Annotated in this window: 15 protein-coding genes; 10 read left to right on the top strand and 5 right to left on the bottom strand. The window is 72.0% G+C overall.

The genetic code is table 11. From position 1 onward, the window contains the following. Positions 1–7 precede the first annotated feature (7 nt). Complete coding sequence (pip, locus tag L3078_RS11710; protein ID WP_239753378.1) at positions 8–982, top strand: prolyl aminopeptidase; 975 nt, start codon at positions 8–10, stop codon at positions 980–982. Positions 983–1,686: 704 nt separating this feature from the next. On the opposite strand, the gene L3078_RS11705 is transcribed toward pip, so the two are convergent. After that, positions 1,687–2,409 (bottom strand): GntR family transcriptional regulator, encoded by a 723-nt coding sequence (locus L3078_RS11705; protein ID WP_239753377.1) that lies wholly within the window; start codon positions 2,407–2,409, stop codon positions 1,687–1,689. A gap of 194 nt (positions 2,410–2,603) precedes the next feature. On the opposite strand from L3078_RS11705, the gene L3078_RS11700 reads away from it, so the two are divergent. Further along, the gene (locus L3078_RS11700) at positions 2,604–4,109 is read left to right on the top strand and encodes an NCS1 family nucleobase:cation symporter-1 (protein ID WP_239753376.1); all 1,506 of its coding nucleotides are present in this window, start codon (positions 2,604–2,606) and stop codon (positions 4,107–4,109) included. A 2-nt stretch (positions 4,110–4,111) separates the two neighbouring features. Continuing rightward, entirely contained in the window at positions 4,112–4,828 is a 717-nt protein-coding gene (locus tag L3078_RS11695; RefSeq protein ID WP_239753375.1) for an aspartate/glutamate racemase family protein, read from the top strand. Positions 4,829–4,865: 37 nt separating this feature from the next. On the opposite strand, the gene L3078_RS11690 is transcribed toward L3078_RS11695, so the two are convergent. Then, the gene (locus L3078_RS11690) at positions 4,866–5,264 is read right to left on the bottom strand and encodes a RidA family protein (protein WP_239760283.1); all 399 of its coding nucleotides are present in this window, start codon (positions 5,262–5,264) and stop codon (positions 4,866–4,868) included. Positions 5,265–5,442: 178 nt separating this feature from the next. Here L3078_RS11690 and L3078_RS11685 point away from each other — a divergent pair, with 178 nt between their 5' ends. The 4 genes from L3078_RS11685 to L3078_RS11670 all read left to right on the top strand — a co-directional run bounded on the left by L3078_RS11685 (position 5,443) and on the right by L3078_RS11670 (position 10,848). Next, positions 5,443–6,174, top strand: a complete 732-nt coding sequence (locus L3078_RS11685; RefSeq protein ID WP_239753374.1) for a DUF7873 family protein — start codon at positions 5,443–5,445, stop codon at positions 6,172–6,174. A 620-nt stretch (positions 6,175–6,794) separates the two neighbouring features. Beyond that, the gene (locus L3078_RS11680) at positions 6,795–8,795 is read left to right on the top strand and encodes an FUSC family protein (protein ID WP_239753373.1); all 2,001 of its coding nucleotides are present in this window, start codon (positions 6,795–6,797) and stop codon (positions 8,793–8,795) included. A gap of 191 nt (positions 8,796–8,986) precedes the next feature. Beyond that, positions 8,987–10,414, top strand: coding sequence for an amidohydrolase (locus L3078_RS11675; RefSeq protein WP_239753372.1), 1,428 nt, complete (start codon positions 8,987–8,989; stop codon positions 10,412–10,414). A gap of 248 nt (positions 10,415–10,662) precedes the next feature. After that, positions 10,663–10,848 (top strand): hypothetical protein, encoded by a 186-nt coding sequence (locus tag L3078_RS11670; protein WP_045555207.1) that lies wholly within the window; start codon positions 10,663–10,665, stop codon positions 10,846–10,848. Positions 10,849–10,851: 3 nt separating this feature from the next. Here L3078_RS11670 and L3078_RS11665 read toward each other — a convergent pair whose 3' ends face one another. The 3 genes from L3078_RS11665 to L3078_RS11655 form a co-directional block, all read right to left on the bottom strand. Further along, the gene (locus L3078_RS11665) at positions 10,852–12,825 is read right to left on the bottom strand and encodes an ABC transporter ATP-binding protein (RefSeq protein WP_239753371.1); all 1,974 of its coding nucleotides are present in this window, start codon (positions 12,823–12,825) and stop codon (positions 10,852–10,854) included. A 235-nt stretch (positions 12,826–13,060) separates the two neighbouring features. Further along, entirely contained in the window at positions 13,061–13,528 is a 468-nt protein-coding gene (locus tag L3078_RS11660; protein WP_239753370.1) for a hypothetical protein, read from the bottom strand. Then, positions 13,519–14,316 carry an ATP-binding protein gene (locus L3078_RS11655; RefSeq protein ID WP_239753369.1) on the bottom strand — a complete coding sequence of 266 codons (798 nt, stop codon included), beginning with the start codon at positions 14,314–14,316 and terminating at the stop codon, positions 13,519–13,521. Before L3078_RS11655 ends, L3078_RS11660 begins: the two co-directional genes overlap by 10 nt. 286 nt (positions 14,317–14,602) lie before the next feature. Between L3078_RS11655 and L3078_RS11650 the strand changes: the two genes are divergently transcribed. The 3 genes from L3078_RS11650 to L3078_RS11640 all read left to right on the top strand — a co-directional run bounded on the left by L3078_RS11650 (position 14,603) and on the right by L3078_RS11640 (position 16,652). Continuing rightward, positions 14,603–15,463 carry a helix-turn-helix domain-containing protein gene (locus L3078_RS11650; protein ID WP_239753368.1) on the top strand — a complete coding sequence of 287 codons (861 nt, stop codon included), beginning with the start codon at positions 14,603–14,605 and terminating at the stop codon, positions 15,461–15,463. A gap of 9 nt (positions 15,464–15,472) precedes the next feature. Further along, positions 15,473–15,757, top strand: coding sequence for a DUF397 domain-containing protein (locus L3078_RS11645; protein ID WP_239753367.1), 285 nt, complete (start codon positions 15,473–15,475; stop codon positions 15,755–15,757). 79 nt (positions 15,758–15,836) lie between these two features. Next, positions 15,837–16,652: an SAM-dependent methyltransferase gene (locus tag L3078_RS11640; protein ID WP_239753366.1), complete on the top strand. Its 816-nt coding sequence runs from the start codon at positions 15,837–15,839 to the stop codon at positions 16,650–16,652. Positions 16,653–16,698 lie beyond the last annotated feature (46 nt).

Here is a 16,698-nt window from a genome sequence, read left to right as displayed (position 1 = left end):
TCGCGCAATGCCCCTCTATCCGGAGATCGAACCGTACGACCACGGCCTGCTCGACGTCGGGGACGGCAACCGCGTGTACTGGGAGGTCTGCGGGAATCCGCGGGGCAAGCCCGCCGTCGTGCTGCACGGCGGGCCGGGTTCGCACGCCAACGCCTGGTTCCCCCGGCTCTTCGACCCCGAGGCGTACCGGATCGTGCTGCTCGACCAGCGGGGCTGCGGACGGTCGACGCCGCCGGCGAGCGCGTACGAGACCGACATGAGCGTCAACACGACGGAGCGGCTGATCGCCGATCTGGAGCTGTTGCGGCGGCACCTCGGGATCGGGCGGTGGCTGGTGTGGGGGGTGTCGTGGGGGTCGGCGCTCGGTCTGCGGTACGCGCAGACGCATCCGGAGGCCGTGACGGAGCTGGTCCTCACCGGTGTCGCCACCGGGTCCGACGCCGAAGTCGCCCTGCTGACCCGGGGACTCGGGCAGTTCTTCCCGGAGGCGTTCGAACGGTTCGTGGCCGAGCTGCCCGAGGGGGAGCGGGACGGGAATCTGCCGGCCGCCTACAACCGGTTGCTCGAGTCGCCCGACGAGGCGGTGCGGGCGCGGGCCGCGCGGGCCTGGACGGACTGGGAGACGGCCATCGCGGCGCAGCCGCCCCGCTCGGTGCCGCGCTACGAGGACCCGGTCTTCCGCTACGGGTTCGCCCGTACCGTCACCCACTACTGGGGCAACGGCCACTTCCTCGGCGGCGACGGCGACGGCCACACGGACGGGGCGGTCCTGCGTGACGCGCCGCTGCTCAAGGGCATCCCGGGCACGCTCGTCCAGGGCAGCCTCGATCCCGGCAACCTCCTCGGTATCGTCTGGCGCCTCCACCACGCCTGGCCCGGCAGCGAGTTGATCCTCGTCGACGACGTGGGACACGACGCGGGCGCACCGGACATGACGGAGGCACTGGTGGCGGCGACGGACGGGTACGCCGGCAACGGCTGAGGCCGCACCGCCCGCCAGAGGCGACACGGGCCGCCGAGAGGGGCGGGGGCGCGGACGCCACGGTCCGGCGAGGCGCCGTCGAGCTTCAGCGGCAGCGGGAGAAGAGGCCGGTGAATCCCACGGCCCGCCGGGGCTCACGCCCACCGGGGCTCACGCCCGCCGGGGCTCACGCCCGCCGGGGCTCACGCCCGCCGGGGCTCACGCCCGCCGGGGCTCACGCCCGCCGGGGCTCACGCCCGCCGGGGCTCACGCCCGCCGGGGCTGACGCCCGCCGGGGCTGACGGCTGCCGGGGCTGACGCCCGCCGGGGCTGACGGCTGCCGGGGCTGACGCCCGCCGGGGCTGACGCCCGCCGGGGCTGACGCCCGCCGGTGCTCACGCCCACCGGGGCTCACGCCCGCTGGCGCTCACGCCCACCGGGGCTCACGCCCGCTGGCGCTCACGCCCACCGGGCCTCACGGCCTGCCGGCCCGGCCGGTCGGGGGTTCAGGGCCCGCACGGCTCGGCCGTCCTGTCCGGCCCGCCGCCCTCCCAGGCCGTCCTCCCAGGCCCCGGCCGCCCTCCGAGGTCCGACCGTCCTCTTAGGTCCGGGCGTCGTGTCCGGTCCGGCCGTCTTCTAGGTCCGGCCGTCGTGTCCGGTCCGCCGTTCTCCTAGGTCCGGCCGCCCTCGAGGTCAGGGCGCGAGAGTCCGGTCCCGCCGTCCTCCTAGGGCCCTCCGCCCTTTCCGTTTGTGCCGCCCTCCCTGTTTTCGTCGTCATCCCCGGTCTCGCCGAAGAGGTGGCGCACGGTCGATCGGTAGTTGGTTCGGACGTGGGTGAGGGCGTGTGCGCGGGCGCGGTCCGGGTCGCCCGAGGCGATGGCGTCGTACAACTCACGGTGTTCCGTGAGGAGTTGGGGCCACTCGGTGTTCTGGCGGGTCAGCCAGCGCAGTCGGCCGTCGACCGGCTCCATGACGGAGGCGAGCAGGCTGTTGCCGGCCATGGCGAGGACGCGGTCGTGGAAACGCGTGTTGATGTCGGTGATCGTCTCGGCGTCCCCGGCGCGGGTCGCCTCCGCGGCCCGGTCGAGCAGGGCCGACAGCTCGGCGAGTGACTCCGGCGTGGCGCGGGAGGCGGCGAGCCCGGCCGCGTACACCTCCAGCGCCTCGCGCAGCTCGAAGAGCTCCGCCACGTCCGCCGGGGTGAGGCGGCGGACGACCGTACGGCGCGGGGTCTCGAAGTGGACGAAGCCCTCGGCGACCAGCGCGCGGATCGCCTCGCGGACCGGGACCCGGGAGACCCCGAAGCGGTCGGCCAGCTCGCGCTCGACGAGCCGGTCGCCCGGACGGAGGCGTCCCGCGATGATGTCCTGCCGCAGGGTGCCGAGGACGCGCTCGCGCACCGCACCCAGGGGTTCGATCTTCGCTCCTTCCGGAGCCAGGGAGCTCATGGAGCAATCTTCGCCGACGCGAGGGGTGTTTTACGGGGCGTTAACGACAGCGACATCGGTCAGAACGGTTGACGGGAGCACTATGGGCGCAGTTTGGTATACCAAACAGCTCGTGGTGCTCCCCCGTTCCCGCACGCCGGAGCCGCACCCGTCCCCACCACCTACGCTCGTCTCCTCTCGCTCCTGGAGGCCCCGTGTCCCTCGCCGACAGTGTCGAAGCCACCGGCACCACAGCGTTCGTCCCCGACCCCCGCCTCACCAACGAAGACCTCGCACCCGCCAAGAAGCGGAACTGGAAGGTCTTCGACCTCTTCGCCCTGTGGATGTCCGACGTCCACAACCTCGGCAACTACACGTTCGCCGCGGGCCTGCTCGTCCTCGGCATGAACGTCTGGCAGGTGTTCACGTCGCTGCTCGTCGGCTTCGTGATCATCTACATCGGGATGAACTGGATGGGGAAGATCGGACAGCGCCACGGCGTGCCGTTCCCCGTGGTCAGCCGCATCAGCTTCGGCGTCTGGGGCGCCAACATCCCGGCCCTCATCCGGGCCGTGATCGCCATCATGTGGTACGGCATCCAGACCTACCTCGCGTCCGTAGCGGTCAACGTCATGCTGCTGGCCGCCTGGCCGGGCCTGGAGTCCTGGACGCACAACTCCTTCCTGGGCCTGCACCAGCTCGGCTGGTGCAGCTTCGTCGCCCTGTGGCTCATCCAGGCGCTGATCATCAGCCAGGGCATGGAGTCGGTCCGCAAGTTCCAGGACTTCTGCGGCCCGGCGATCTGGATCGTCATGATCGCGCTGGCGGTCTGGGTCCTCGCCAAGGCCGACTGGACCATCTCCCTCACCTCCACCCCGAACCCGGTCTCCGTCGGCGAGCAGTGGCGGCAGTGGTTCGGCGCGATCGGGCTGGTCCTCGCCACCTACGGCACGCTGATGCTCAACTTCTGCGACTTCTCCCGCTTCGCCCCCGACTACCGGACGGTCAAGCGCGGAAACTTCTGGGGGCTGCCGATCAACTCGACCGCCTTCGTGGTCGTGTCCGTCATCGTCACGGCCGGTTCGCTGGAGGTGTTCGGCGAGGCGATCACCGACCCGGCCGAACTCGTCGCCAAGGTCGGCAACACCTGGGTCCTCGTCCTGGGCGCCCTGACCTTCGCCATCGCCACCATGGGCGTCAACATCGTCGCCAACTTCGTCTCACCGGCGTACGACCTCGCCAACGTCTGGCCGCAGAAGATCACCTTCAAGGTCGGCGGCATGATCAGCACCGTCGCGGCGCTGGTCGTCACCCCGTGGAACCTCTTCTCCAACCCCACCGTGGTGCAGTACTTCCTCGGCGGCCTGGGCGCCTTCCTCGGCCCGCTGTTCGGTGTGATCATGCTCGACTACTTCTGGGTCAAGCGCGGCCGCATAGACGTCGACGAGCTCTTCAGCGCCGAGCCCGGCTCCCGCTACTACTACCGCAAGGGCGTCAACCCCAAGGCCCTGTGGGCGTTCCTGCCGGCTGCCGCGGTCTCGGCGGTGCTCGCCCTGGTCACCACCTTCAGCGAGGTCGCCCCGTACTCCTGGTTCATCGGCACGGCGCTTGCCGCCGGGCTGTACGCGGTGCTGTGCCGGGACGAGCGGGCCGCGGGGTCCTCCTCGACGGCTTCCCCCGGGACTCCCTCGGTCGCCTCGACCCCCGCCGTGGAGGGCTGAGCGTGCGCATCGTCGTCACGAACTGCAACACGACGCAGGGAATGACCGAGGAGATCGTGCGAGGTGCCCGGGCCGCAGCAGGCCCGGGCACCACCGTGACCGGACTGACCCCCGCCTGGGGCCCCGAGTCCGCGGAGGGCTGGCTCGACAGCTACCTCTCCGCCGCCGCCGTCCTCGACACCCTGCGGACCTACGAGGAACCGTACGACGCCGTCGTCATGGCCGGCTTCGGGGAACACGGGCGCGAGGGCGCGCGGGAACTGCTGGACGTCCCCGTCGTCGACATCACCGAGGCCGCCGCCCACCTCGCCTGCCTGCTCGGACGGCGCTACGGGGTGGTGACCACCCTGGACCGCACCTGCGGGCAGATCGAGGACAGCCTGGACGCCGCCGGCGTGGGCCGCAACTGCGCCGCGATCGTCGGCACCGGGCTCGGCGTCCTCGACCTCGCCGACACCGACCGCACCACCCGGGCCTTCCTCGCGGCCGGTCGGCGCGCCCGCGAGGCCGGGGCCGAGGTACTGGTCCTGGGGTGCGCCGGGATGACCGGGCTGCAGCGCACGGTGGGGGAGAAGCTGGGGGTGCCGGTCGTCGACGGGGTCGGAGCGGCCGTGAAACTCGCCGAGTCACTGGTGGCACTGCGGCTGACCACCAGCCGAGTGGGGAGCTACGCGAAGCCGCTGCCGAAGGGGAGGACGTGGGGGAACGGGGCGCGGTAGAGGGCGTGCGGGCTGCGGTCTTATAGGACCAACGCTCCTACGGGACCACCGCCGTCGCCGTGATCTCCACCAGCTGGCCCGTGTAGCCGAGGCAGGCGACGCCGAGGAGGGTGGAGGAGTGGGGGCCGATGCTCAGGCCGGACGCCTCGACGACGTTCCAGACGGCGGAGAGGACGGCCGGCTCACTGCTGACGACGTACACATCGGTGTAGGCGACATGCGCGAAGTCGCTGCCCACCGCCCGTAGTTGCTCCCCGAGATTGGCCAGCACCTGCTCGGCCTGCCGCACCGGATCGCCCTCCCCGACGAGTTTCCCGTCGGCGTCCAGCGGGACGGAACCGGCGAGGAAGGCGAGCTTCGTCCCGGCCTCGACGACGGACGCGTGCGCGTAGACGGGCGGTGAGAAGAGGCTGGGCACGTTGGTGCGCCGGATCATCGCTGAAGACACCCGTCGATGATGCGCGCTCCGCTCTCCCTCCGCATCCGAATTCCAGCGGGGCCCCTCCGCCGCGAGGAGACGTGCCCCCGCGGACCCGACGGCCTCCCGCCCTTCCGCATAGTGCCCCGAAATAATCCTTCGAAAGGGAGGGAGTTTCGCTGTTACCGTCCTCCGCGTGGCGAAACTCAATCAGATCATCGCAGTGGAGAAGGGCGTCAAGGCCAAGTCCCAGCAGGACCTGACGGCCGCTCATCACGGGCTGCAGAAGCCGGCTTTGCTGGCCGGTATCGCGCGTACCTATCAGCCGAAGGACGAGGAGGGCGAGCAGTTGCCGCCCGAGTCGACCCGGGTTCAGGTGCGCGCGGAGGACGTGTTGCGGGAGACGGCGGGAGTTCTCACGCGACTGTTCGACGTGACCGCCACCAAGGACTGGGCCAATTGCACCGCGCGGGCGGATGTACAGGTCGACGGACGGGTGCTCGTCGCCGACGTTCCGGTGGCCTATCTGCTCTTCCTGGAGAAACAGCTCGGGGAGATCAACACGCTGGTGCGGAAGTTGCCCGTGCTCGACGCCTCCGAGGCGTGGGCGCAGGATCCGTCCACCGACGCCTGGAAGACCGAGGCCGTGCGGACGGTGCGGACGAAGAAGGTGCCGCGCAACCATGTGAAGGCCGAGGCGACCGACAAGCACCCCGCCCAGGTCGAGGTGTACTACGAGGACATTCCGGTCGGCTACTGGACGACCGTGAAGTTCTCCGGGGCCCTGCCCGCCCGACGCGTCAACGAAATCCTCGACCGCGTCGAGAAGTTGCAGCAGGCCGTGAAGTTCGCACGGGAGGAAGCGAACGGCGTGGACGTCGTCGACCAGCGGGTCGGTGACGCCGTCTTCGGCTACCTGTTCGGATAGGGCAACCTGTTCGTGCAGTTCGGTGGCCCCATGAACTCCCCGGTCGGCCTGTGAGCCGGGCGGGGTGCGCGAGGAGCGCAAGCTGAAGCTGAGGCTTGTCGTGACGGAGCGGTCCGTACCCGCCCAGAAACTCAGGGACGGGCCGTGATCAATCTCAGACTATTGCTCCAGACTCAGTATTCGCCGCCGATCGCCGCAACGACCGGACTCAGGCCCCGGACGTCGAAATGCTGGTTCAAGTCCAGCCCGCGCAGCTCGATGCGTGGTGGTCCAAAGGCAGGACGCGGCGACATGATGACTGACCTGGGTTCTCAACCGTGGCGGCGTGCCCAAGTGGCGGCATATCAGGGCCCGGGGGCCGGCTACGCCCCCGGGTCCACCTTATTGCGTTCATAAAGAACATGGCCTCTACAGAGATCGTCACATCGCGGTAATGCGAGCGTCCCATATCCTCCAAGTCCGCGACCTACGGTGGAGTGCACGCACAAGCCGCGCACACACGTACACGAACCCGTACGCGCATGCGCACCCGCACCCGCATACGCATCCGCACACCGCCAACGCCCCGGCCACCGTCGCCCGAAGGCACACCCCCGCCCTCACCCGACGACAGGAGCCCTGTGTCCCGCCGCGCCGTCCTCTCCCTGCCGCCCTGGCTTGCCCATGCTCTGCGTGCGCAGCGGGGGCCGGTGCCCTGGAACGCGGTGCTGCGCGGGGCGTTGGCCGGTGGGTCGTTGCTGCTGGTCGCCGTGGTGTCGGGGCACCCCACCGTCGGGGTCGTCGCCGCACTCGGCGCCATGCTCGCCGGAATCAACGACCGCCCCGGCAGCAGGCGCGTCGCCGTGCAACGGCTCGGAGCGCCCGCGCTCGCCGGAGCCGTGGGGCTCCTCGTCGGGACATACGCCGGACAGTACGCCGGAGCCGTCGTCCTCACCCTGCTGCTCACCGCGCTGGGGCTGCTCGCCGGCGCGATGAGCGCGGTCGGGCCCGTGGCCTCCGGAGCGGGCACCCAACTGCTGGTCGCCGCCGCCATCGGCGCCGGGATGCCGCTGCCCGAACCGGGATGGCAGCGGGCGCTCGCCTACCTGGCGGGCGCCGGATGGCTGCTCGCCCTGCGCCTGGCCCTGCCGACCCCGGCGATCCTCACCGCCGGCGACTACCGCTTCGACGGCGAACGGGACGCCGTCGCCGCCGTGTACGACGCGATCGCGGCGCTGCTGGACGCCGTCGGCACCTCCGGCGCCATCGCCCGGCGGGCCGCGCTGACCGCCGCCCTCGACCACGCTCAGGACGCCCTCGCCGGACCCCGGCTGCGGCGCTACGCCAGCTCGTCGGCCGAACGGCGCCTGCACGCCCAGTACACGGCCGCCCTCCCGCTCGCCGAGGCGGCGACCGCCCTGGCCTGGGCCGGGGACGCCGTCGTCGGCCGCGCGTCCGAAGGCCCCCGGCGGCTCGCGGCGGCCGTACGCGGCAACACCGGCACCGGCCCGCTGCCCGCGCCCGCACGCTCGGCGCCCGCGCTGCGCGCCCTCGACGACGCGCTCCTGCGCGCCGCCGAGGCCTTCGACCGGGGCGGCGCCCCCCGCGACCTGCACACCCGCCGCCGTACCCTCGGCTCGCTCGTCCGGCTCGGCCTCGGCTCCGGCGGGCGCGAGTACGGGCTGCGGGTCGCCCTCTCCTTCGGCGCCGCCGCGGCCGTGGCCCAGGCGCTGCACCACCAGCACTGGTACTGGCTGCCCGCCACCGCCGTCTTCCTGGTCAAGCCCGACCTCGGGCCGCTCGTGTCCCGGGTGCTGTGCCGGGCGGCCGGGACCGTGTTCGGCGCCGTGCTCTTCGCCGGGTTCGCCGCGGTCCTGCCCCGGCCGGAGGGGCTCATCGCGCTGGTCGCGGTCAGCGGCGCGCTGATCCCCGTGGCCACCCGGCACTTCGCCGCCCAGACCGCGGTCGTCACCGTGCTGGTGCTCGCGCTCGTCATGGTCGGCGGCGATCCCCAGGCCTCCTGGAGCCGTATCGCCGAGACCCTGCTGGCCTGCGCCATCGTCCTGATCGTCGGTCACCTGCCGATGCCCAGGGGGCAGCGCGGCGGGGGCGTACGCGCCCGGCTCACCGAAGCGGGCACGGCGGCGCACGCCTATCTCGCACACGTCCTGCACGAGGCGCGCACGCCGGGCGCGGGCCCGGGAGGGGGCGGGGCCTCCCCGTCGGGCGGGACGTCCACGCCCCACGGGGTCACCGTGCCCAACGGCGTGACCGTGTCCGTCGGGGCCGCGCTGCCGGGCGAGGCCGACGAGCGGGCCGCCCGCTGGACCCTGCGCCGCGAGGCCTACCGCTCGCTCGCCGGCGCCCGCGCCGCGATCGCCCTCTCCGGGGCCGAACTGCCCGCCCTGGCCCGGCACACCGAGGGCACCGACGAGATCGCCGCCGTGCTCGAACGGCTGGTCGACACCACCACCGCCTGCGCCGTGCACCTCGACGACACGGGACGGCTCGGCCGCCACCACACCGAGCGGCTCACCGCACTTCTCGACGAACTCGCCCGCCACCGCAGGCACGCCGACATCAGCCTCCCCGCCCCACCGGACGTGACCGACCTCCTGCCGAGACAGGGCGTGACGGCGTGACGGCGTGACGGCGTGACGGGGAGGACGGCGTGACGGGGTGACCGGGCGGACGGGGGCATGGACGAGAGGGTGACGGCGCTGACCCGGCGTCGGAGTGACCGACCCGGTCGTGCGCGCGAAGCGGCCGGATCCCGCCCGTCGGATGCCCGAGTCACCCCCTCCCGAGCGGGTCCCGGTCGTACCGTGACGTCATGACGCCGTCTCCGCCCTCACCCCCCTCCTCCGTACCCCCCTCCTCGGTCCCGGCCTCGCCCTCGGCCGTGTCTCCCGCCGATCTCGTCATCACCGGCTGCACCGCCCTCGTCCACGACGAGCACGAGGGCATCGCGTTCGTCGAGGACGCCGCGATCGTCGTACGGGAGGGGGTGATCGCGAGCATCGGACCGGCGGAGGAGACGGCCCCCGTGGCCACGGCGGAACGCATCGACGCACGGGGCCAGGTCGCTGTGCCGGGGCTCGTCAACTGCCATACGCACGCGCCCATGGTGGCACTGCGCGGCATCGCGGAGGACATGCCGGCGGAGGAGTGGTTCAACGACGTCATCTGGCCCGTCGAGTCCAACCTGACGGCGCGGGACGTCGAGCTGGGGGCCCGGCTGGCGTGCGCGGAGATGATCCGAGGTGGCGTGACCTGCTTCGCCGACCACTACTTCACGATGGACACCGTGGCCGCCGTGGTCGAGGAGACCGGCCTGCGGGCGCATCTGGGGGAGGCCTTCTTCTCCTCGCAGGGGCCCGAAGGCCGCGAGAAGTCACTGGAGTTCGCGCTGCGGCACCGGGGCGCGGCCGGCGGTCGCATCACCACCGCGCTCGCCCCGCACGCCCCCTACACCGTCGACGACGCCGACCTCGCCGCGACCGCCGCACTCGCTCGCGACCACGGCCTCCCGGTGCACCTGCACGCCGCGGAGAGCCGCGACCAGACCGACAACAGCCTGGCCCGGCACGGCGTCACGCCCATCGAGGTCCTGGAACGCGCCGGACTGCTCGGCGTCCCCGAGGGCGTCCTCATCGCGCACGGCACCGGAATCGTCGAACGCGATCTGCCGGTCCTGGAGCGGGCGACGGGACCGGTGGCCGTCGCGACCGCGCCCCGGGGCTACCTCAAGTTCGCCTGGCCCACGACCCCGATCCGTGCCCTGCGCCGCATCGGGATCCCCGTCGGGCTCGCCACGGACGGGGCCGCCTCCAACAACTCCCTCGACGTGTGGGAGGCCATGGCCCTCACCGCGCTCGTGCAGAAGTCCACCGAGGGCGACCCGCGCTGGCTGACCTCCCGCCAGGCCCTGCACCACGCCACGCTCCAGAGCGCCCGGGCCGTGGGGCTGGGGGAGAGCATCGGCAGCCTCGCCCCCGGCCGGCGGGCCGACATCGTCCTGGTCGACCTCAGCGGCCCGCACACGCAGCCCGTGCACGACCTCGCCGCCACCCTCGTGCACAGCGCCCGGTCCGCCGACGTGACCACCACGATCGTCGACGGCCGCGTCCTCATGCGCGACCGGGAGCTGCTCACCGTCGACGTGCGGGCGACGGTGCGGGAGATGACCGGTCGTCTGGCCGCGCTCACCGACCGTGGCCACGGCGGCAGGATCCAGGACTACGACAGGCCGCCCGAATAGCCGCCGCTTGCCGCCCTCCCCGGGCACGACGCGTTCGAGAGTGACAAATAGTGCAAGTGTTGGCACGCGGCGTCACCGGAATGTGTGGTTTCTGAGAGGTACCTCACGATCCTTCGTTGACCTCGTGTCAACTACGTCTCAGTACCGTCACTTCGCGAGCCGTTCACCCCATGGTTGGCGTTTAAATCTACGAGCTGACTAGCCGCGGGCTACGGGCTCGCGGGTTCAGCGTGACATGGAGGTGCAGGGTGAACGGGCGAACGGTGCTGGGGCGCTTTCCCGCCGGTGGGCCGCGCGGCTCGTGGCCGGCGGAGGAGTTGGCGCACGCGGCCCGCCTCGAGGGGCAGCAGGCCGAGGTCGTCATGGACATCGCGACGGACATGTTCCTGGTCATCGTGCGCGGCGCCGAGACCGCCGCGACCGCGTCGGCCTGACCGTCACCCCGCCTTCGGTGCGGGAACCCTCTCCGGGGCGGTCCGCTCGGCCGGCACCCGTGCCGCGAACTGCTCCGCCTGGAGCGAGTACAGCTCGGCGTACACCCCGCCCGTGGCCAGCAGTTCGTCCGGGGTGCCGGACTCCACCAGGCGCCCCTGGTCGAGGACGTGCACGAGATCGGCGTGGCGGACCGAGGCCAGCCGGTGGGTGATCAGGACGACCGTCTGACCGGTGCCCGCCAGGGCGCGGATCTTCTCGAAGACCTCCAGCTCGGCGCGTGCGTCCAGGGCGGCGGTCGGCTCGTCCACGATGAGGATGCGCCCGCGCCGGTACGCGGCCCGCGCGATGCCGAGGCGCTGCCACTGTCCGCCCGACAGTTCGTGCCCGCCGCTGAACCCCTTGCCCAGCAGCGTGTCCAGGCCGCGCGGCAGATCGTCCATCACGTCCTGCGCCCCGGCCTCCGCGACGGACGCCGCGAGCCGCTCCTCGGTCATCGGCGCGGCGGGGCGGCCGATCGCCATGTTGACGCGGGCCGTGAAAGGCCAGCGTTTGAAGTCCTGCGCGACCATCGCGATGCGCTCGGCGAGCTGCCGCCGGTCGGCGCCCGCCGCGTCCACGCCGTCCCACATGATCTTGCCCTGGTCCGGGGTGTACAGCCCGGCGAGCAGCTTGACCAGGGTCGTCTTGCCCGAGCCGTTCTCCCCGACGAGCGCCACGATCTTGCCGAGCGGCACGGTCAGGGTGACGTCGCTGAGCGCGGGCCGGCCGGCCTTGCCCGGGTAGGCGAAGGTCACGTTCTCCACCCGGATCTCCTGCGGGTCCTCGGGCAGCGGATCACCGCCCTCCGGGATCGCGCGCTTGGCCGCCTCCACGTACAGCCGCTGCATGTCGCCCACGAACAGGGCCTCCTCGTGCAGGGAGTTCACCTCCAGGACCAGCGTGTCGAGGCTCGCTGAGCCGGTGCGGATCGCGATCACCGCCGTACCCGCGACGGACAGCGCCATGGCGCCGCCGAGCAGCAGACCGCCCAGCGTGGCGTACGTCGCCACGGTGGCCAGCCCCGTCCAGAGGGCCGCGTACAGGCCCGTACGGGCCGCCAGCCGGGCCAGGCGGGCCTGCTCGGCCTCCGCGGTCTCCGACATGGAGCGGAAGTGGCGCAGCAGGAACGGGCCGACGCCGTGCACCCGGATTTCCGGGGCCGCCTCCGGTTCGATCAGCAGCGAGCCGATCAGATAGCCCGCCCGGGCGTGCTGCACCCAGGCGTGGAACGACGTGTAGCGGCGGCGGGCGATCGTCAGGGAGCTCCAGGCGCTCGGCAGGGTCATCGTGACGAGCAGCGGCAGCAGGGCCGGGTGCAGCACGGTCAGCACACCGGCCGCGGCGATCAGCGAGATCAGCGCGTTGACCACACGCGCCGAGTAGCTGATCATCCGGCGGGCCGACTGGGCGCCGTACTTCGCGGTGTCCAGCAGCTTGTGGAAGCCGTCGTCCTCGATCGCGGACAGCTCCACCGCCGCCGCCCGCTCCAGGTACAGCTCGGTCGCGACCCGCTCCACCTTCGGTTCCAGCCGGCCCGTGGCGTACGTCGACGCGGCCCGCAGCAGCGTGGCCACCAGCGTGACGGCGGCGATGGTGACGAGGGCGGGGACCGCTTCCCGCAGCCGCTCCTCGACCGTGCCGTCCGTCATCAGCCGGGCCAGGATCGTGTTCACCGCGAGCAGGCTCACCGCCTGGGCGAGGCCACGGCCCGTCTCGGCGGCCAGCACGGTGCGGGCGGCCCGCCGGTCCGCCTGCCAGGCCAACCGGAAGCTCGACGCGAGCAGGGACGGCAGCCGCCGCACCATCGCGCGGAAGTTCAGCTCGAGAAAGGCGTCGGCGTGCTGCGACCAGCCCATGTCGTACCGCAGCGGCCCTCCGAAGAGCAGTGTCTCCGACTCGGACGTCTCCGGCTTGCCCCCATCACGCGCCTTCCGCACTCACGGCCTCCCCCGAGTCGTCGCAGGGAGCCACTATGCCGACGCCTTCCGCTCCCGACCAGGGCGCACGACGGTGCAAGGGGCGCGCGCTGAAGGGCCGAAGGCTCCTTCAGGGGCGCGGGGAACCGCGCGACCAGGCCCCACAACCGGGCAGCCGTACACGAGACGGATCCCACCTGAACCGAACGCGCACAGGGGCGCAACCCCTACCAGGAACGGCCCGACCGGCGGAGCCCTACGCGGTCATGCGCGACCACGTGGGCGTCGTCCCCGTCACCCGGCACAACGCCAGATACAGCGGTATCGGCGGCGTATAGGGAATCGTCCCTTCGGGCCTGAGGATGAGCCCGGGAGTGTCCGCACCGTCGGAGACCAGCGCCCCGGTGGTGTAGCGCACGGGCGACGGCCACTCCAGCGCGTAGTCGGAGTCGGCCGGCACCAGCCACCACCAGTGCGCGCGGTCCGCGTAGACACAGCCCACGCGGGGCAGCCGGGGCAGGACCATCGGGCCGAAGCGGGCCGGGACGGCGACCGCGTCGCATCCCATGGGCGCGGTCATGCCCTCGGGCAGTGGAATGGGGCGGGGCGGCGCGGCGGAACGCTGGGCGCGGCGCAGTCGGGTCAGGGTGTCGAGGCTCACCACGCGGGCCACTCTGCCCCCACCGGGGGGCCGAGGGGGACCGATCGACGCGCTCACACCCATTCGGCCCCCGCCCGCCGACCGGCCTGCGGCCGGACCCCGGCTTCCGTACGACATTCGAAACCCGTGCGGTACCCGGCCGGGGCACCGCCACGGTGGCTCTCGACGCCGGTGAGACGGAAGGCCTCGGCCTCACCGTCCCGGTCCTCCGTCGGTGGCTTCTTCGCACCCCAGCCCAGATCGGACCGGGCCGCCGTGTCCGCGCCGTTGCCCGCGCCGAGCGTCATGTCCGCACCGAGCGGCCTGTCCGCGACCGCGTCGGGCGCGTCGGCCGCGACGGTCTGCGGCGGGATCGCCGGGGCCGCGGCGGCGAGGAGGCCGCGCGGCACGTCCGCCCACACCAGGAGCCCCAGACCGACCGGCTGCGCACCCCAGGAGCGGCAGAGGGACTCTATGAGCAGCAGCCCCCGGCCGTGTTCCTCCTCGGGCCGCTGCGGCGAGGGGTGCGGCTCGCCGGGAGCGCAGCCCTCGTCCCGTACCGCTATCCGCACCAGTTCGTCGCCGTCGTGCAGCTCGCAGACGATCTGGCTGCTCGCGGTGTGCACGATCGCGTTGGTCACCAGTTCGGACACGACGAGGGCGGCCGTGTCGCAGGTGTCCTCGCAGAGGGCCCAGCCGGTGAGCTGGGTACGGGTCACACGCCGGGCCTGGGCCACGGCACCCGGGTGCGCGGCCAGCTCGAATCGAAACCGGCGCTCGGCGACTGTCTCGGGGCGCGCCCCGGCGGCCGGACCGGGACCGACACGGTCACCGGCGGCGTCTGTTCCTAACGGCGCAGGGGGCGGAATCACGCTTGCCACTATCGCCCCGCCGTGAACACTTGGCAAGTGTCACTCTGAAAATTGCAGAGTGCCGTGTGACTCTCTGAACGGTCGTGGCACACTGCACGCAACAGCACGTGTAGCGGCGCCAGTTGGAAATCCCTCGCACAACGTTCGTATGCACGCACAGTGTTCGTATGTGTACACGGACAGGTGCGGCGCGTGAGGCCTCCGAACGGCGCCGCAGGGCTGTCGGCACCGGGACGGGCCGGACATCGACGCAGGTCAGCGCAGAGTCAGAGGGAAGAGAGGCGAGATGAGCGAGCCGCGGTCCGCGCCGACGGTCGGGCAGGTCGTGCTCGGTCGGCGTCTGCTGGACCTGCGCGAGCGCGCGGGCATCAGACGCGAGGACGCCGCACGCGTCCTGCACGTCACCGCGGCCACGGTCCGCCGTATGGAGACCGCCGAGGTCGCCCTCAAGATTCCCTACCTCCAGCTCCTGCTGAAGGCGTACGGGGTGGGGGACGAGGAGGCCGAGACCTTCGTCCGGCTCGCCGAGGAGGCCAACAAGCCCGGCTGGTGGCAGCGCTACCACGACATTCTGCCGGGCTGGTTCTCCATGTACGTCAGCCTGGAGGGCGCGGCCTCCCTGATCCGCGGGTACGACCCGCACTTCGTCCCCGGCCTGTTGCAGACGGAGGACTACGCCCGTTCCGTCATGACCTCGGGAGCCATCGGCCAGACCAAACCCGCGGACATCGAGCGCCATGTCGACCTGCGCATGCAACGCCAGGATCTGCTCACCCGTGAGGGCGCGCCCCGGCTGTGGTTCGTGATGGACGAGACCGCCCTGCGCCGCCCCGTCGGCGGACCGGCGGTCATGCGCGCACAGATCGACCGACTGCTGGAGGCGATGGAGCTGTCCCATGTGACGCTGCAGGTCGCCACGTTCGACACAGGACCGCACCCCGGTACGTACGGGCCGTTCGTCCTGTTCCGTTTCGCCATGCCGGAGCTTCCGGACATGGTCTACAGCGAGTACCTGACCGGCGCCGTCTACCTGGACGACCGCTCCGAGGTGGCGACCCACCTCGAGGTCATGGACCGCATGGCGGCGCAGGCCGCCACGGCACAACGCACGAAGGAGATCCTCCGGGGTCTCCGCGAGGAGCTCTGAAGACACCGAATGGAACTCATCAAGCCGCAGTCGCAGGCGCGCACACGCACGCAGTCGCACATACGCGTCTACAACGGCATGCCCGCCAGAGAGCTGGGCAGCGAGGGCTGGCACAAGCCCTGGAGCGGAGGCAACGGAGGGAACTGCCTGGAGGCCATGAAGCTCGCCGACGGCCGGATCGCCGTACGGCAGTCCACCGACCCCGACGGGCCGGCGCTGATCTACACGCCCGACGAGATGAACGCCTTCATCCAGGGCGCCAAGGCGGGGGTGGCCGACTTCCTGCTCTCCTGAGGCCTGTTGCGCTCTCCCTGTTGCTCAGCCGATCCCCCTATGTTGGCCCTGAATTGATCACTTACTGCTGCGGAACCTCATGGAGTACGTCATGAACGGGCGTCCCCCCGTCGAGATCGACACGAGCAGACCCCATCCCGCGCGGATGTACGACTGGTACCTCGGCGGCAAGGACAACTACCCCGTCGACGAGGCCATGGGCCGGCAGATGCTGGCCCTCGACCCCCGGGTGCCGGTGATGGCACAGGTCAACCGGGCCTTCATGCACCGCTCCACCCGCTGGCTGGCGGAGCGCGGTGTCCGCCAGTTCCTCGACGTCGGCACCGGCATCCCGACCGAGCCGAACCTGCACCAGATCGCCCAGCGGGTCGCCCCCGACACGAGCGTCGTCTACTGCGACAACGACCCCATCGTGCTGGCCCACGCGGCGGCCCTGCTGCGCGGTACGCCGGAGGGGCGCACGGAGTATCTGCAGGCCGACGTGCGCGACCCGCACGCCGTCGTCGAGGGCGCCAGGAAGATCCTGGACTTCGACCGGCCCGTGGCGCTCTCGCTGATCGCGCTGCTGCACTTCGTCTCCGACGAGGACGGCGCACACGCGCTGGTCCAGCGGCTGATGTCCGAGCTGCCCTCCGGCAGCTACCTGGTCGTCACCCACGCCACCGCCGACTTCACCCCCGAGGAGTCGAAGGCGGCCACGGAGAAGCTCAAGGCCGCGGGCGTCACCCTGGCCCTGCGCTCCCGTGAGGAGTTCACCCGCTTCTTCGACGGCCTCGAACTGGTCGACCCCGGCGTCGAGGTGCCCCACCACTGGCACCCCGAACTCGGCGACCCCGTCCCCGGCCAGGACGACGGGGTCATCCCGGGGTACGGAGCGGTGGCGCGCAAGCCGTAGGGCCGCGCCGGGAACGGGTGTACGACTGCGCGGCGCGGGCCTCCTG

Source organism: Streptomyces deccanensis, from assembly GCF_022385335.1.
Taxonomy (GTDB): Bacteria; Actinomycetota; Actinomycetes; order Streptomycetales; family Streptomycetaceae; genus Streptomyces; species Streptomyces deccanensis.
Note: the sequence above shows the minus strand (reverse complement) of the source record. Positions and strands in the feature narration are given on the sequence as shown.

What these genes read in the sequence shown, in the direction of transcription:
- L3078_RS11645 (WP_239753367.1), top strand. Translation starts at nt 15,473, where the DNA reads ATGGAACTCATCAAGCCGCAGTCGCAGGCGCGCACACGCACGCAGTCG.
- L3078_RS11705 (WP_239753377.1), bottom strand. Translation starts at nt 2,409, where the DNA reads ATGAGCTCCCTGGCTCCGGAAGGAGCGAAGATCGAACCCCTGGGTGCG.
- pip (WP_239753378.1), top strand. Translation starts at nt 8, where the DNA reads ATGCCCCTCTATCCGGAGATCGAACCGTACGACCACGGCCTGCTCGAC.
- L3078_RS11640 (WP_239753366.1), top strand. Translation starts at nt 15,837, where the DNA reads ATGGAGTACGTCATGAACGGGCGTCCCCCCGTCGAGATCGACACGAGC.
- L3078_RS11650 (WP_239753368.1), top strand. Translation starts at nt 14,603, where the DNA reads ATGAGCGAGCCGCGGTCCGCGCCGACGGTCGGGCAGGTCGTGCTCGGT.
- L3078_RS11690 (WP_239760283.1), bottom strand. Translation starts at nt 5,264, where the DNA reads ATGATCCGGCGCACCAACGTGCCCAGCCTCTTCTCACCGCCCGTCTAC.
- L3078_RS11675 (WP_239753372.1), top strand. Translation starts at nt 8,987, where the DNA reads ATGACGCCGTCTCCGCCCTCACCCCCCTCCTCCGTACCCCCCTCCTCG.
- L3078_RS11660 (WP_239753370.1), bottom strand. Translation starts at nt 13,528, where the DNA reads ATGGGTGTGAGCGCGTCGATCGGTCCCCCTCGGCCCCCCGGTGGGGGC.